Origin of the sequence: Bradyrhizobium sp. BLXBL-03 (assembly GCF_051853015.1) — a bacterium.
GTDB classification, from domain to species: domain Bacteria; phylum Pseudomonadota; class Alphaproteobacteria; order Rhizobiales; family Xanthobacteraceae; genus Bradyrhizobium; species Bradyrhizobium manausense.
Window position 1 is genome coordinate 5,648,443 of record NZ_CP182470.1, and the last position, 15,415, is coordinate 5,663,857.

The 15,415-nt window shown below is 65.1% G+C and carries 9 protein-coding genes and 1 pseudogene; 8 read left to right on the forward strand and 2 right to left on the reverse strand.

Annotated elements, in window-relative coordinates; translation table 11 throughout:
• The first annotated feature begins 88 nt into the window (after nt 1–88).
• Genes ACNJX9_RS27195 through ACNJX9_RS27205 form a run of 3 tightly spaced genes read left to right on the forward strand, consistent with a single transcriptional unit; the run spans nt 89 to nt 4,151 of the window.
• The gene (locus tag ACNJX9_RS27195; RefSeq protein ID WP_439405087.1) at nt 89–1,630 is read left to right on the forward strand and encodes a thymidine phosphorylase family protein; all 1,542 of its coding nucleotides are present in this window, start codon (nt 89–91) and stop codon (nt 1,628–1,630) included.
• Complete coding sequence (locus ACNJX9_RS27200; protein WP_439405089.1) at nt 1,627–2,559, forward strand: ribose-phosphate diphosphokinase; 933 nt, start codon at nt 1,627–1,629, stop codon at nt 2,557–2,559. The genes ACNJX9_RS27195 and ACNJX9_RS27200 overlap by 4 nt, the downstream gene beginning before the upstream one ends.
• Nucleotides 2,556–4,151 (forward strand): MBL fold metallo-hydrolase RNA specificity domain-containing protein, encoded by a 1,596-nt coding sequence (locus tag ACNJX9_RS27205; protein ID WP_439405090.1) that lies wholly within the window; start codon nt 2,556–2,558, stop codon nt 4,149–4,151. Before ACNJX9_RS27200 ends, ACNJX9_RS27205 begins: the two co-directional genes overlap by 4 nt.
• Here ACNJX9_RS27205 and ACNJX9_RS27210 read toward each other — a convergent pair.
• Complete coding sequence (locus ACNJX9_RS27210) at nt 4,111–6,675, reverse strand: cation-translocating P-type ATPase (protein ID WP_439405091.1); 2,565 nt, start codon at nt 6,673–6,675, stop codon at nt 4,111–4,113. The genes ACNJX9_RS27205 and ACNJX9_RS27210 overlap by 41 nt on opposite strands.
• A 253-nt stretch (nt 6,676–6,928) precedes the next feature.
• On the opposite strand from ACNJX9_RS27210, the gene ACNJX9_RS27215 reads away from it, so the two are divergent.
• The 5 genes and pseudogenes from ACNJX9_RS27215 (at nt 6,929) to ACNJX9_RS27235 (ending at nt 13,768) form a co-directional block, all read left to right on the forward strand.
• Nucleotides 6,929–7,306, forward strand: coding sequence for a hypothetical protein (locus ACNJX9_RS27215; RefSeq protein ID WP_439405093.1), 378 nt, complete (start codon nt 6,929–6,931; stop codon nt 7,304–7,306).
• Between the two features lie 168 nt (nt 7,307–7,474).
• Nucleotides 7,475–9,169, forward strand: coding sequence for a thiamine pyrophosphate-requiring protein (locus ACNJX9_RS27220; protein ID WP_439410138.1), 1,695 nt, complete (start codon nt 7,475–7,477; stop codon nt 9,167–9,169).
• 122 nt (nt 9,170–9,291) lie between these two features.
• Entirely contained in the window at nt 9,292–11,862 is a 2,571-nt protein-coding gene (locus ACNJX9_RS27225) for a GAF domain-containing sensor histidine kinase (protein WP_439405095.1), read from the forward strand.
• Between the two features lie 11 nt (nt 11,863–11,873).
• Nucleotides 11,874–12,059, forward strand: a pseudogene (locus tag ACNJX9_RS27230) (response regulator); the annotation flags it as partial.
• Nucleotides 12,060–12,136: 77 nt separating this feature from the next.
• Entirely contained in the window at nt 12,137–13,768 is a 1,632-nt protein-coding gene (locus tag ACNJX9_RS27235) for an alpha/beta hydrolase (RefSeq protein WP_439410139.1), read from the forward strand.
• A gap of 5 nt (nt 13,769–13,773) precedes the next feature.
• Here ACNJX9_RS27235 and ACNJX9_RS27240 read toward each other — a convergent pair whose 3' ends face one another.
• On the reverse strand, nt 13,774–15,363 hold the full coding sequence (locus ACNJX9_RS27240; RefSeq protein ID WP_439405097.1) for an MDR family MFS transporter: 1,590 nt from the start codon (nt 15,361–15,363) through the stop codon (nt 13,774–13,776).
• Between the last annotated feature and the right edge of the window lie 52 nt (nt 15,364–15,415).

The following is a 15,415-nucleotide window of genomic DNA, read 5'->3' on the forward strand; positions in this document are numbered from 1 at the left end:
GGCAGCCGATCTCGCGGACCATGATCTGAGTCAAGCCCGCCGAGACAGCGGCAGCTAAGCATGACGGACCCAGCTTTGCGGTCCGTCCATGAATCCTGATCTGTCACCCTTCCCGCTCAAGATACGCCGTGTCCATCTCGATACGGGCCGCGAAAACGTCGTCGTCATTTCCAGGCGGTCAAAGGCGCTGCGTGCCGATATCTTTCGCGGCTTCAGCCGCGTCGAGCTTCGGCTGGACGACAAGACGCTGCTCGCGACGCTGCTGATCACCGATGATGACGCGTTGGCAGCCCAGGACGAAATCGGCCTTTCCGAGCCTGCGTTCCACCGCTTCGGCAAGCCCGTCGGCACCTTGGTCACGGTGGCGCCGGCCGCGCCGCCGGAGAGCCTCGAGGCGGTGCGCGCCAAGATCCGCGGTCGAACGCTGGATCAGGCGGAGATCAGCGCGATCATCAACGACCTCGCCCACTTCCGCTATTCGGACATGGAGATCGCCGCCTTTCTGATCGGCTCGGCAAGCTTCATCACGAGTGACGAACTGCTGGCCCTCACCGGCGCCATGGCCCAGGTTGGCACGCAGCTGGTATGGCCCGACCCGATCGTGGTCGACAAGCATTGCATCGGCGGCATTCCCGGCAACCGCACCTCGATGGTGGTGGTGCCGATCGTCGCGGCCCACGGCCTGCCGATTCCGAAGACCTCCTCGCGCGCCATCACCTCGCCGGCCGGAACGGCCGACACCATGGAAGTGCTGGCGCGGGTGAATGTCGGCGTCGAGGAGATGAAGTCGATCGTCTCCTCCTGCAACGGATGCCTGATCTGGGGCGGGCACGTGAACCTGTCGCCGGCCGACGATGTGCTGATCTCGGTCGAGCGGCCGCTCAGCCTCGACACCCGCGAACAGATGGTCGCCTCCATCATGTCCAAGAAGATCGCGGCGGGATCGACGCATCTGCTGATCGACATTCCGGTCGGGCCAACCGCGAAAGTCACCAGCGCCATCGATGCAATGCGGCTGCGAAAGCTGTTCGAATTCGTCGGCGACCGGTTCGGCCGCTCGGTTGAGGTGATCACCACCGACGGCCACCAGCCGATCGGCAACGGCATCGGCCCGGTGCTCGAAGCCAATGACGTGGTGGCGGTGCTCGGCAACGAGGCGGATGCGCCGCACGATCTGCGCGAGAAATCGCTGCGTCTCGCCGCCCATCTGCTGGAATACGATCCGAAGCTGCGTGGCGGCGCCGGCTATGCACGTGCGCGCGAACTGCTGGAGAGCGGCGCCGCGCTGAAGCAGATGCAGAAGATCATCGACGCCCAGGGCCCCTCGAAATGCAGCGCCGAGCTTGGACCCATCAGCTTCGACGTCAAGGCGGCACATGACGGCGTGGTGTCCGCGATCGATTGCCTGCGCCTGAACCGTCTCGCCCGCACCGCGGGTGCGCCGCTCGACAAGGGGGCCGGCATCCGCCTGTTCAAGAAGATCGGCGACCGTGTCGAACAGGGCGAGCCGCTCTATCGCGTCTACACCTTCGACGGACCCGAGCATGATCTGGCCGCCTCGGCCGCCCGGCAGGAGACCGGTTACATCCTCAACGGTCATGAGGCTCTCCAGAGCAGGACGCCGTCGTGAGCGCGATCGCGCTTCAAACGCTGCCCTCCGGCACCGGCGCGGCAAAACGGCTTGCGGCGCGGCTTGACTCCGGGTCTGGGCTTGGCTGCGACGAAATCGCCCTGCACCGCTTTCCGGACGGCGAGCTACGCGTCACGGTCGCGCCGGCAGCAGACACCACCATCCTTTTTGCCCCGCTCGATCAGCCCAATGACAAGCTCATCGCCCTGCTGTTCGCCGCGGAGGCGCTGCGGCGCGATGGCGCCAGGCGGCTGGTGCTGGTCGCGCCCTACCTCTGCTACATGCGGCAGGACATCGCGTTTCATCCGGGCGAGGCCATCAGCCAGCGCGCCGTGGGCCGCCTGCTCGCAACGCTGGTCGACCGCGTCGTCACCGTGGACGCTCACTTGCATCGCACGTCCGAGATCCGGTCCGTATTTCCGGACATCGAGGCGGAGAACCTGTCCGCGATGCCGGCGATCGCGGATGCCCTCGCCGCCGATGGCATCGATCCGGCGACGGTCGTGATCGGTCCCGACGCCGAGTCCGAGCCCTGGGTGAGCGATCTGGCGAGCCGGCTGCGGCTGCAGCACACGGTGGCCCGCAAGAGGCGGCATGGCGATCGCTCCGTCGAGATCGATTTTGCCGATCCGACGCTGCTCGCAGGACGACCGGCGCTGATGGTCGACGACATCGTTTCCTCGGGAACGACATTGATGGTCGCAGCGCGTGCGCTGCGCGCGATGGCCACAACGGCTGTCGATGCGGTCGTGACGCACGCGCTGTTTCCGGCCGCGATGGCCACCGCATTCACCGCCGCCGGGATCCGGTCGATCCGTTCGACCGACAGCGTGCCGCATCCGACCAATGCGATCGCGCTCGACCAGGTTCTCGCCGCCGCCCTGCGGCCCGAACTCGGCACGACACGTTCGCGGGAGACGACGAGATGAGCATCACTATTCGCTTCTGCGGGGCTGCCCGCACCGTCACCGGCTCCAGCTATCTGTTCCAGACCGCCGCGGGCGGCTTTCTGGTCGATTGCGGCCTGTTCCAGGGACAGAAGACGCTCAAGGAGCTCAATTACGGCGTCTTCCCGTTTCGTCCCGCCGATATCCGGACAGTCCTGCTCACGCACGCCCATATCGACCACAGCGGCCTGCTGCCGAAGCTCGTGCGCGAAGGCTTTGCGGGGCAGATCCTGGCGACGCGCGGCACGATCGACCTCTGCTCCTATATGCTGCCGGACGCCGGCAACATCCAGGAGTCCGAAGTCGCGCAGCTGAACCGGCGCAACAAGGCTCGCGGCCGCAGGGAAGTCGAGCCGATCTACACACAGGCCGATGCGGTCGCATCGCTGCAATCGTTCCGCGCGGTCGATTATGAACACTGGACCAGTGTGATCCCGGGGGTCCGCGCACGCTACTGGAACGCCGGCCATTTGCTCGGCTCCGCCTCGATCGAGCTCGAAATCGCCGAGCAGGGCTCGCCACGCCCGCTTCGCGTGCTGCTCTCCGGTGATGTCGGGCCGGAGGCCAAGCTGCTGCAGCCCGATCCCGAAGCGCCTGTTGACCTCGACTATGTCATCTCGGAATCCACCTATGGCGACCGCGTGCGAGCTGCCACGACACCTGCGCTCCGCCGGCAGCATCTCGCCGCCGAGGTGCGCGAGGCGGCGGCGGGTGGAGGCGCACTGCTGATCCCCGCCTTCGCGGTCGAACGCACCCAGGAACTGATCGTCGACCTCGTCGACCTGATGGAGCACGGCGAGATTCCGACCGCGCCGATCTTCCTCGATTCTCCGCTGGCGATCCGGGCCACCGAAGTCTTCCGCCGGCACGCCGCGAGCCTCGACCCGAGCGTCGACGCCGACCGCCTGCTCAACTCGCCGCATCTCAAATTCACCGAGACCGCCGACGAGAGCAAGGCGATCATGCGGCTCAGCGGATTTCACATCATCATCGCGGCAAGCGGCATGTGCGATGCCGGACGTATCCGCCATCATCTGAAGCGGTGGCTCTGGAACGAACGCGCGACCGTGCTGCTCGCCGGCTTCCAGGCCAGCGGCACGCTCGGCCGCTTCCTGCAGAACGGTGCCAAGGCCGTCCGTATCCAGGGCGAGGAAATCCGGGTCGCGGCACGGATCCGCATGATCGATGAATATTCGGGTCATGCCGACGGCGCCGGCATGGCTGGCTGGATCGCGGCACGCCGCCCCATTTCCCGCGGGTTGTTCCTGGTCCACGGCGAGGAAAGCGCCATCGCGGGCCTGGCCGAGCGCGTCGCCGAACGCATCATTCCGGCGGCGAAGGTCTACCAGCCGATGCTGGACGACATCTACGAGCTCGCCGCCCCCGAACCGCGCGTGATCGACGTCGATCACCGCCGGCGGCTCGCGCCCGAGGCCGTGACCCGCCTCGACTGGCACAACGAGATGTCGGAGCTCACGCTCGACATCAACGACAGGCTGGCAGCAGCCGCCGACGACCGCGCCCGCGGCGTCATCATCCGGCGACTCCGCCGCGCCCTGGACGAGAAGGCATAAGCGTGCCCGCCCCTGAAGTCGGCACGCGGCGACGCAATGGATATTTCGATAATTCCAGCAACACGAGGCAGACGAGCGCGACCGCGGCCGTGACGGCGAGATCATCCGCATGCAGGGGACCAAAGCGGAACAGGTCGGCCGCGGCCGGCCACAGCAGGCTCAGGGCGAGTACCGACGTCACGAACATGACGATGATGACGAGCATGCGGTTCGGCCGGGTGAACGCTTCGACCAGCGAGGTCGAGAACGAGCGGTTGACGAAGATCAGGCTGACGATTACCAGCACCAGCGAAAAGAACGTCAGCGCACGGACCTCGCTCGCCGGCATGCCGTAGCGGTTTGCCGTCACCATCACGCCGCCGGTGAGGGCCAGAGCCAAGCCGCCCTGCAATGCCGACCAGATCAGCAGCGACCTTGGCAAGAGCGGCTCGTCAGGCGAACGCGGCGGCCGCCGCATCACGTCGCTCTCCTCGGTCTCGGCTTCGAAGACCAAAGAGCAGACGGGATCGATGATCATCTCGAGAAACGCGATGTGAACGGGGCCGAACAGCAGCGGCATCCCCGTGAGCAGCGGCAACAGCGCAAGTCCTGCGATCGGAACGTGGACCGCGAGAATGAAGCTCATCGCCTTGCGCAGATTGTCGTAGATCCGGCGGCCGAGCCGGATCGCCTTCACGATCGAGCCGAAATCGTCGTCGAGCAGAACGATCGAGGACGCCTCGCGCGCCACGTCGGTGCCACGACCGCCCATGGCGATGCCGATATGGGCAGCCTTCAGCGAGGGGGCATCATTGACGCCGTCGCCCGTCATGGCGACGATCTCGCCGGCGTCCTTGAGCGCATTGACGATGCGCAGCTTCTGGGCCGGTGCTATTCGCGCGAAGACGGCCCGTCCCCGCGCCGCGCCGGCGAGTTCGGCATCGCCCATGGCTTCGACATCCGCTCCAGTCACGACACGTTCGGGATCGAGGCCGGCCCGCATCGCGATTGCCGACGCGGTTGCGGGATAATCGCCTGTGATCATGACCACGTGGATGCCTGCGGAGCGGCATTCGGCGATGGCGTCCTTGACTTGCAACCGCAACGGATCGGCAAAGCCGATCAAGCCGCAAAAGCGAAAAGGGAAGCCGTGTTGCGTCTCGGGAAGATCGGTCTCCGTCCAGCTCGCCCGCGCCACGCCGAGCACACGGAGCCCTTCCCGCGCCAGCGCGTCGATGCGCGCGCGCAATTCAGCCAACTCTTCCGCACTCATTCCGCAAAGCATGCCGATCGTCTCGGGCGCGCCCTTCGCCGCGACAATGCAGTCATCGCCGCACCACACGTTCGACATTGCGAGCAGATCGGGACGCAAGCCATAGCTCTGCACGAGCCGCCGGCCCGCGCCGGCGTCAGAGGCCAGCGCATGCAACGCCTTCTCCATCGGATCGAACGGCTCCCGGACACAGGCCAGCACGCCGGTCTCGATCAACCGATCGAACGCGGGCGCCGCGCGGACCGCGGTATCAGGCGTGTGTTGCGTGCCGTCAGGCAGCACCAGGCGCGCAACGGTCATGCGGTTTTCCGTCAGCGTGCCGGTCTTGTCGGTGCAGAGCACGGTCGCGGCGCCCAGCGATTCAATGGCCGAGGCGCGCCGCGTCAACACGCGCGCCTGGGAGATGCGCCAGGCGCCCATGGCGAGGAACACCGTCAGGACAACAGGGAATTCCTCCGGGAGCATCGACATGCCGAGCGCGATGCCGGCCAGTACGCCCTCCAGCCAGCCGCCGCGATAAAGCCCATACAGGAGAACGGTCAACCCGATCACGAAGGCGCTGGCGACGGCGAATGTCGCCACCAGCCGCCTCGTCTGTTGTTGCAGGCGGGGCGCTTCTGTCGCCAGCGAATGCAGCGATTGCCCGATCTTGCCGATCTCGCTCAGGACGCCGGTCGAGGTCACTTCGGCCACCCCGCTGCCGCGAACCACAAGCGTGCCGGAGAACACGAATGGCTGGTCATCGCCGCCGGCGTGGGGCGCTATCGATGTTTCGGGTGACGGCAAGGCCTGTTTTCTGACTGGAACCGATTCCCCCGTCAGCAGCGATTCATCGAGCAGAAGATCGATGGTTTGAACGACCGTGGCGTCGGCAGCCACGCGATCCCCCTCGGAGAGTACGATCAGGTCACCGCGAACGACCTCACGACCGGGAATTCGGATGCGCTCGCCGCCCCGGATGACCAGTGCGCGCGGGCTGGTCAGATCGCGTAGCGAGTCGAGCACACGCTCGGTGCGGGCCTCCTGCACGATGGTGATGACGATCGAGATCGATGCGAAGGCAAGAAGCAGCAACGCCTCGGCAAGATCACCCAGAACGAAATAGATCAGGCCGCCGGCCAGCAGCAACAGCAGCATCGGCTCGCGCAGCACATCGACGATGAGACGCAGGATCGTCCGCCGGCCCGTGCGCGGCAGCTCGTTGAAGCCGTCGGCCTTCAGCCGGGCCTGTGCTTCGGACGCGGTCAGCCCCTGCATCGCCGGCGATCTCATGGAAGTTCCTAGGGGTCCTTGCTCGATGAGGATGCGTCATCCCCGTCACCACCATCATCTTGCCATGCCACAGCCAGCCATCGGCTTGACGTGGGTCAAACGTTGCAGCGCGACAAGCGACATCCCGTTCGGAGCGCTCCCATTTCCGTCAAGTTTGACGCGCATGTCACGGCTGTTATTCTTCCCGGCGTGGCTCGATGAGCGCCTCAATCGCTGAACAAAGGCTATTTGAAAGATGCATACGAGACGCAATTTGCTCCTGGCTCTCAGCCTGATCTTGATCGGCGCCTGGTCACAAGATCGCGCGAGAGGACAGAACTCGGCCACGCCGCCGGTTTCGTTGGCTCCGCCCAATGCGTCGGTGCCGCATGCGGGGACGAAGAATTCGCCGAGAACGTCCGCCGGCGTGCCGTCGACGCCGCCGACCAACGGGCTTCCACAATTGCCGAGCCCTGCAGCCGCCGCCGACTACGACGGCTTCAGCGCCGGTACTGACGACAGCGACGCACCGAGCCAGGTGACGCCGCCTGCGAGGTCGCGCGCGACAAACGGCCTCGACGCGCAGTCGTTGGTCGATCAGGAAGACGAGGCGTTGAAGCGCAAGCTGACGATTTGCAAGAACTGCAAATAGGACCGATCGCCAAGCTTGTAGCCCGGATGAAGCGAAGCGAAATCCGGGGAGCTGGTCCGGCGGGTGCAGCCGTCCCGGATTACGCTTTCGCTCCATCCGGGCTACAGCAGCGCACTGCATGGCTGACCTACCGCGAACGTCCCCCGCCTCCGCTTTACCCTCCCCCAAATTCCTGATCCTCTCTCCCCAACAGCCGGAGCAACCGGCCAGCCTGAGGAGAGAGACGCCATGAAGCTCGGCACCGCCATTGCGGAAATCATGCGGCGCGAGGGGATCGAGATCCTCTGCGGGTATCCCGTCAATCATCTGATCGAGCACGCGGCCAACGCCGAGATCCGGCCCGTGATGGTGCGGCAGGAACGCGTCGGCGTGCACATGGCGGATGCCATCTCACGCGTGACGTCGGGGCGTATGATCGGCGCATTCTGCATGCAGCACGGCCCCGGCGCGGAGAATGCAATGGGCGGCGTGGCGCAGTGCTTCGGCGAATCCGTTCCCGTGCTGGTGCTGCCGATGGGCTATCAGCGCCGGCTTGCGCATATCGAGCCGAACTTCAATTCCAGCGAGGCGATGAAGCCCTTCGCGAAATCCTCCGAGCCGATCATCCTGGCCGCCGAGGTCGCCAACATCTTTCGTCGCGCCTTCACCAAATTGAAGAACGGCCGCGGCGGGCCGGTCATCGTCGAAATCCCCTCCGACATGTGGAATGAGGAGGTGCCCGAGCCGCTGAACTACACGCCGGTGCTGCGCACCCGCTACGGCGCCGACCCCGTGCATGTGAAGGAAGCAGCAAGCCTGCTGCTCAATGCCAAGCGTCCGGTGATCTATGCCGGCCAGGGCGTGCACTACGCGCAGGCGTGGCCGCAACTGAAGCGATTGGCGGAACGGCTGGCCATTCCTGTCACCACCAGCCTGGGGGGCAAATCGTCATTCCCCGAGACTCATCCGCTCTCGCTTGGCTCCGGCGGTCTCGCCGTGCCGCGCGCGGTGCCCAAATTCCTCACTGAAGCCGACGTCATCTTCGGCATCGGCTGCTCCTTTACCGAGACCAGCTTTGGCATCGCGATGCCGAAGGGCAAGACCATCATCCATTCGACGCTCGATCCGAACCATCTCAACAAGGATGTCGAAGCCAGGATCGGCCTCGTCGGCGATGCCGGCCTCGTGCTCGATGCATTGCTGGAGGAGATCGGCAAGACCGTCGCTGCCGACCGCGATGCCTCCGCGGTCGCGGCCGAGATCGCGGCTTCGCACAAGGAGTGGCTGGCCAAATGGATGCCAAAGCTCACCAGCAATGACGCGCCGCTCAATCCCTATCGCGTGCTGTGGGATCTGCAACATACCGTCGACATCGACAACACCATCATCACCCATGATGCCGGCAGCCCGCGCGACCAGCTCTCGCCGTTCTGGAAGGCTGTGACGCCGCTCTCCTATCTTGGCTGGGGCAAGACGACGCAGCTCGGCTACGGCCTTGGCCTTGCGATGGGTGCAAAGCTGGCAAGGCCCGACAAGCTCTGCATCAACGTCTGGGGCGATGCGGCCATTGGTTTCACGGGCATGGATTTCGAGACCGCAGTGCGCGAGCGCATCCCGATCATGTCGATCCTGCTCAACAATTTCTCGATGGCGATCGAGCTCAAGGTGATGCCGATCTCGACCGAGAAATATCGCTCGACCGACATCTCCGGCGACTACGCCGCGATGGCGCGCGCCTTCGGCGGCCATGGCGAGCGCGTGACGAGGCCCGAGGACATCATCCCCGCGATCAAGCGCGGTATCCAGAAGACCAGGGAAGGCGTGCCGGTGCTGCTGGAGTTCATCACCAGCAAGGAGACCGAGGTGTCGCGGCCGGGCACGTGAGGGGTTCCACGGGGCTGCTTTCGATATGCACTGCGACAGGGCTGGTCGAGCCGGTGCGGGAATGGAATAATCCGGCTTTCAGCGAATGGGGCCCCGCTGGAGTCGGCCCTATGGATTTCCGGATGACCGCCCTCGTGCAGAACGTGGTGGCCGAGCTCAAAGCCAGGATTGCCGAGCTCGAGCAGCAATTGCAGGCGAGTACGGCAGCCAATGCGCGGCTCTCCAACGAAGCGCGGGAAGCGCTGGAGCAACAGACCGCCGCGTCGGAAGTCCTGCGCATCATCAGCAGTTCCGGCGGCGACCTCGCGCCGGTGTTCGACACCATGCTTGGCAAGGCCATGCAGCTGTGCGGTGCGGACTTTGGCGTCCTCAACACGTATGATGGTGAGCGCTTTGAAACTGCCGCCACCCGTGGGCTCCCGCCCGCTTACGACGAATACCGCGGGAGCCGCCCCCTCCATTATGGCCCGGGTACCGCGCCGGTGCGCCTGCTGCAAGGCGAGCCCTACGTGGAACTGGTCGACCTCATGGATTCGGAGGCCTATCGCACGGGCGAACCCAACCGTCGCGCTCTGGTCGATCTCGGCGGCGCGCGGGCGGTGCTGGCCGTCCCGCTCGTCAAGGACGATCGCGTGGTCGGCAACGTCATGATCTTCCGGCAGGAGAACCGACGCTTTTCAGACAAGCAGATTTCGCTGCTCAAGCAGTTTGCTGCGCAAGCCGTCATCGCCATCGAGAACACGCGACTGCTTCGCGAACTGCGCACAAGCACGGACGATCTGCGGGAATCACTCCAGCAGCAGACCGCCACCGCCGACGTGCTCAAGGTGATCAGCCGATCGGCGTTTGACCTGCAAGCCGTTCTCGAAACGCTGATCAAATCCGCCGTCGAATTGAGCGGCGCCAATCGTGGTTCGATTTTTCTTCGCGAAGGGGACGTGTTTCCGCTCAAGGCGGCGTCCAGCACCACTCCGGAATTCCTGCAATATTGGGCGGCAAATCCGCCGCGGTCGGGCCGCGGTTCGGCGACCTCACGCGTCATCGCCTCGGGAAGGGTCGAAATCATCCCGGACGTTCTCGATGATGCGGAAATGCAAATGCCGGCCGGCTCGCTGGTCAAGATCCGGGCGGCACTGGGTGTGCCGATGCTGAGGGACAACAAGGTCGAAGGCGTGCTGGTCTTGACGCGACCCGAACCGGGGCCGTTTACCAAAAGCCAGATCGATCTGGTGCAAACCTTTGCGGACCAGGCGGTCATCGCCGTCGAGAACGCCCGGTTATTCGAACAGGTGCAAGCCAAGACGCGCGACCTGGAGGAATCCCTGCAACAGCAGACCGCCACTGCCGATGTGCTCAAGGTGATCAGCCGATCGGCGTTCGACCTGCAGGCCGTGCTGGATACGCTTGTCGAATCCGCGGCGCGTCTCTGCGAAGCCGATATGGCCGCCATCACCCGGAAAAGTGGCGAGGTCTTCTACAGGGCCGGCTCATACGGCTTCCCGCATGAATTCGTCGAATACGCCAGGTCAACGCCCGTCAATCCCGAACGTCGTACCATCACCGGGAGGACGCTGCTGGAGGGACGCATCGTTCACGTGCATGACGTCCTCGCCGATCCCGAGTATGATTTCGAAGGGCAGCAGCTCAGTGGCAATCCCCGCACCTTTCTCGGGGTGCCGTTGCTACGCGAGGGGACGCCGATCGGCGCCCTGACCTTGACCCGGTCAGTCATCCGGCCGTTTTCCGACAGTCAGATCGAACTCGTCTCGACATTTGCCGACCAGGCGGTGATCGCCATCGAGAACGCGCGGCTGTTCGACGAGGTCCAGCAGCGCACGGCCGAGCTGTCGAAATCGCTCGAAGATTTGCGCGCCACGCAAGACCGCCTGGTCCAGACCGAAAAGCTGGCCTCGCTCGGCCAGCTCACGGCCGGCATCGCCCACGAGATCAAGAACCCGCTCAACTTCGTCAACAATTTCGCGGCGCTGTCGAGCGAGCTGATCGACGAGCTGAACGAGCTGTTGCAGACCACCGCACTCAACGACAAAACCAGGGAGGACGTCGGCGAGCTGACGCATTTGCTGAAGGACAATCTCCAAAAGGTCGTCCAGCACGGCAAGCGTGCCGATTCCATCGTCAAGAACATGCTGCTGCATTCGCGCGAAGGCAGCGGCGAGCACCGGCCGACCGACGTCAACACGCTGGTCGAGGAGAGCCTCAACCTCGCCTATCACGGCGCCCGCGCCGAGAAGTCGCAGTTCAACGTCACGATCGAGCGCGACCTCGATCCCTCGGCCGGCACGATCGAAGTGTTCCCGCAGGAGATCACCCGCGTGCTGCTGAACCTGATCTCCAACGGGTTTTACGCGGTCGTCACGCGCAAGGCCGAGAGCGGAACGGGGGACTACGAGCCGGCCCTGATCGCGCAGACGCGCGGGCACGACAGCCATGTCGAAATCCGCATTCGCGACAACGGCACCGGCATTCCGGTGGACGTCCGCAAGAAGATGTTCACCCCCTTCTTCACCACCAAGCCTGCCGGCGAGGGAACCGGGCTTGGCCTATCCATGAGCCACGACATCATCGTGAAACAGCATGGGGGCACGATCGACGTCGAAACCTTGCCGGGCGAATTTACCGAGTTCACAATCCGATTGCCGCGCAAAAGCAATTTTCACGAGAGCAGAGGCTAGCCGTGACCGTGATCGAGATGCTGCCGAAGGTGAAGGAGATGCGCCCTGACGTGCCCGTCATCATGATTACGGCCTATGGCGATGCCGACACGCGCGGCAGGGCGCTGGCCCGCGGCGCAAGCGGACTGTTGACCAAGCCGATCGACTTCGCTCTGCTGCGCGAGGAGATCGACGCGCGGCTCGCGCAGGCGGGATAGCGTCGCCCGGGAGGGCTCTGGTGAATCTGGCGCTGACGGTTCGGCGACAACTGCTCTCACTGTCCGGCGTCGGCCTCATGCTGGGCGCGCTGTTCTTCGCAGCGGCGCTGACGCCGACGCTGATTCCGCGCAGCTATCTCACGCAAGGAGCGTTGGCCGGCGGCTGCTTTGCGATCGGCTATTTCACCGGCGTGCTGTGGCGCCGGCTGTGGCATTATCTCGAACTGCCCGAGCCTTCGGCGCGCGCAAGGTCCGTCGCGAACGCGCTTGTCGCCGCCGGCTGCCTGCTCGTCGTCATCGTCGCGCTCTGGCGCACGACCGCATGGCAGAACGCGATCCGTAGCGTGATGAAGATGGCGCCGGTCGAAACCGCGCATCCGCTCAAAGTGTGCCTCATCGCGCTGATCACGTTCGTCGTGCTGCTGGTGCTGGGGCGGTTGTTCGCACTTTTGGCCTACATTCTCGCTGTCGGCGCGCGGCGTATCATTCCGCGCAAGGTCGCCACTGTCATCGGCGTGATCGCCGCAGGCCTGCTGTTCTGGTCGATCGCGAACAATCTCCTGATCCGCACCGCCTTCAACGCCCTCGATTCCTCCTTCCGCGAACTCGACGTCCTCTTCGAGCCCGAGCGGGCGCAGCCGACCTCGGCCGGCAAGACAGGAAGCCCGGCATCCCTGGTGAAGTGGACGGAGCTCGGGCGCATGGGGCGCCGGTTCATTGCCTCGGGTCCGACCGCAGCCGAGATCAGCGCTGTCACGGAGCATCCCGCGCAGGAGCCGGTGCGCGTCTATGTCGGCCTCGCGGCCCGCGACACGGCGCAGGCACGCGCGCGGCTTGCGCTCGCCGAACTCAAGCGCCAGCGTGGTTTTGAACGCAAGATCCTGATCGTCATCACGCCGACCGGCACAGGCTGGATCGATCCGGCAGCGATGGATACGGTCGAGTATCTCCATCATGGCGATGTCGCCAGCGTCGCCATGCAGTACTCCTATCTCAACAGTCCGCTGTCGCTGCTGTTTCAGCCCGAATACGGCGCAGCAGCCGCGCGTGCCCTGTTCGCCGAAATCTACGGCTACTGGACGACGCTGCCGAGGGACCAGCGGCCGAAGTTGTATCTGCACGGGCTCAGCCTCGGCGCCATGAACTCGGAGAAATCAGCAGAGCTGTTCGAGACGATCGGCGATCCCATTGCCGGCGCGCTGTGGAGCGGCGCGCCATTCGAGAGCCGCATCTGGCGCTCGATCACCGACAACCGCAATCCTGATACACCGGCCTGGCTGCCGGAATTCCGCGACAGCCGCTTCGTGCGCTTCATGAACCAGAACGGGCCGACGGTACCGCCGGATAGGCCCTGGGGAGCGATGCGGGTCGTCTATCTGCAATATGCCAGCGACGCGATCACGTTCTTCGCCTACCGCGACGCCTATCAGCCGCCTGCCTGGATGAACGCGCCGCGCGGGCCCGACGTAGCACCGGAGCTGCGATGGTATCCCATCGTCACCATGCTGCAGCTCGCGCTCGACATGGCGGTCGCAACTCACACGCCGATGGGCTTTGGCCATGTCTACGCGCCCGAGCATTACGTCGATGCCTGGGTCGCGGTCACTGATGTCAATGATTGGTCGGCTGAGGCGCTGGCGAAGCTCAAGAGCCATCTTGCTGCCCGAGCACGACAGGCACCTGGCGACGATCCCGATCGCGGCGGATAAAGCGCCTACTCCGCCATCTCCACTGGTTGCGCCTTGGAGGGACCGGCCAGCGGCCGCTCCTCCATCAGGATCAGGCAGAGCGAGGCGGTGGCCATCAGCGCGGTCGCAGCGGCGAAGACGTAGCGGAACGCATGCCGCATGTCGTCGGCCGGGATCGCCGGGATGCTGCCTGCGGCGTGATGCTCGCCGGCCAGCGGAATGTCGGCGCCGAGCGCGATCAGCAGGATGGCGGCGAAAGCTGCGACCGTGAAGGACGACATCAGCGAGCGGAAGAAATTCATCGCGCCGGTGATGGTGCCGACCAGCGGACGGGCGACGGAGTTTTGCAGCGAGACCACGCAGACCGGAAACGTCGTGCCGAGGCCGAGCGCGAACGCAGCCATCAGCGTCAAGAGGCCCCACAAAGGCAAGGTCGTCAGCGTGAGGCCGAGTGCGCAGATCGCAGCCCACGACGTGCCGATGATGGCGACGCGCTTGTAGTGCTTGGCGCGCGCCATGGTGCGACCGGCGACCGCCGCACCGACGGTCGAGACCGCAGCGAGCGGGATCAGTGCAAGGCCGGCCTCGCTGGCGCTGAGGTGATAGACCGACTCGTAATAAAGCGGCAACTGCACGGTGAGGCCGGTGATGGCGCCGAGGCCGCAGCCGCCTGCGGTCAGCGCAAAGGGCGCAACCGATCCGCTCAGCAACGGCAACGGCAGGAACGGCTCGTCGGCGCGGCGCGCGTGCCAGACGAAGGTGAACGCGAGCGCGATTGCACCGCCCACCATCGACAGCACGGTCGGCGACAACCACTTATAGCGCGTGCCGCCCCAGGTCAGCACCAGCATGAAGACGACAGCGGAGGCCATCAGCAGCACGCCGCCGAGCCAATCGACCTTGCGCTTGCGGTGGAACACCGGGATCTTCTTCATCTTCGGCAGCAGCAGCGCGAGCGCTGCTGCTGCGAGCGGCAGATTGATCCAGAAGATCATCGACCAGTGCAGATGCTCGGCGAACACGCCGCCGATGACGGGGCCCAAAATGCCGCCCACCATCCAGACGCTGGAGAAATAGGCCTGGTACTGGCCGCGCTCACGTGGGGAGACGACGTCGGAGATCACGGTCTGCACGACAGGCATGATGCCACCGCCGCCCAGTCCCTGAAGACCGCGCGCGAGAATCAGCATCGGCATGCTCGGCGCGATCGCGCACAGGATCGAGCCGGCGACGAACAGGCTCAGCGACACGATGATCATGGCCTTGCGGCCGTAGATGTCGCTCAGCGTGCCGAATACCGGCGCAACCGCGGTCGAGGCGAGCAGATAGGCGGTGATCACCCAGGACAGGTTCGAGACGTCCTGGAACTGGCGCCCGATGGTCGGCAGCGCGGTCGCGACGATGGTCTGGTCGAGGGCGGCCAGGAACATCGTCAGCATCAGGCTGATGACGATGGTGCGAACCTCATCTGAGGTCAGCGGCACCGGCGGCGAGATCGGGGGCGCGTCGCTGACGCTGATGACCTCGCCCGGAAGACGGGTCAGTTCCTCGGCGATATCGTCGGGCAACGTCTGGATATCGGCAGCCTGGCTGCTCTGCCGTGTGAACTGGTTCATCTCGGACTGTCGGATCGGGCGTGTTGCGGTGCAATGCCGCGAAGGATTCGTT

What these genes read in the sequence shown, in the direction of transcription:
- ACNJX9_RS27195 (WP_439405087.1), top strand. Translation starts at nt 89, where the DNA reads ATGAATCCTGATCTGTCACCCTTCCCGCTCAAGATACGCCGTGTCCAT.
- ACNJX9_RS27205 (WP_439405090.1), top strand. Translation starts at nt 2,556, where the DNA reads ATGAGCATCACTATTCGCTTCTGCGGGGCTGCCCGCACCGTCACCGGC.
- ACNJX9_RS27210 (WP_439405091.1), bottom strand. Translation starts at nt 6,675, where the DNA reads ATGAGATCGCCGGCGATGCAGGGGCTGACCGCGTCCGAAGCACAGGCC.
- ACNJX9_RS27225 (WP_439405095.1), top strand. Translation starts at nt 9,292, where the DNA reads ATGACCGCCCTCGTGCAGAACGTGGTGGCCGAGCTCAAAGCCAGGATT.
- ACNJX9_RS27235 (WP_439410139.1), top strand. Translation starts at nt 12,137, where the DNA reads ATGCTGGGCGCGCTGTTCTTCGCAGCGGCGCTGACGCCGACGCTGATT.
- ACNJX9_RS27240 (WP_439405097.1), bottom strand. Translation starts at nt 15,363, where the DNA reads ATGAACCAGTTCACACGGCAGAGCAGCCAGGCTGCCGATATCCAGACG.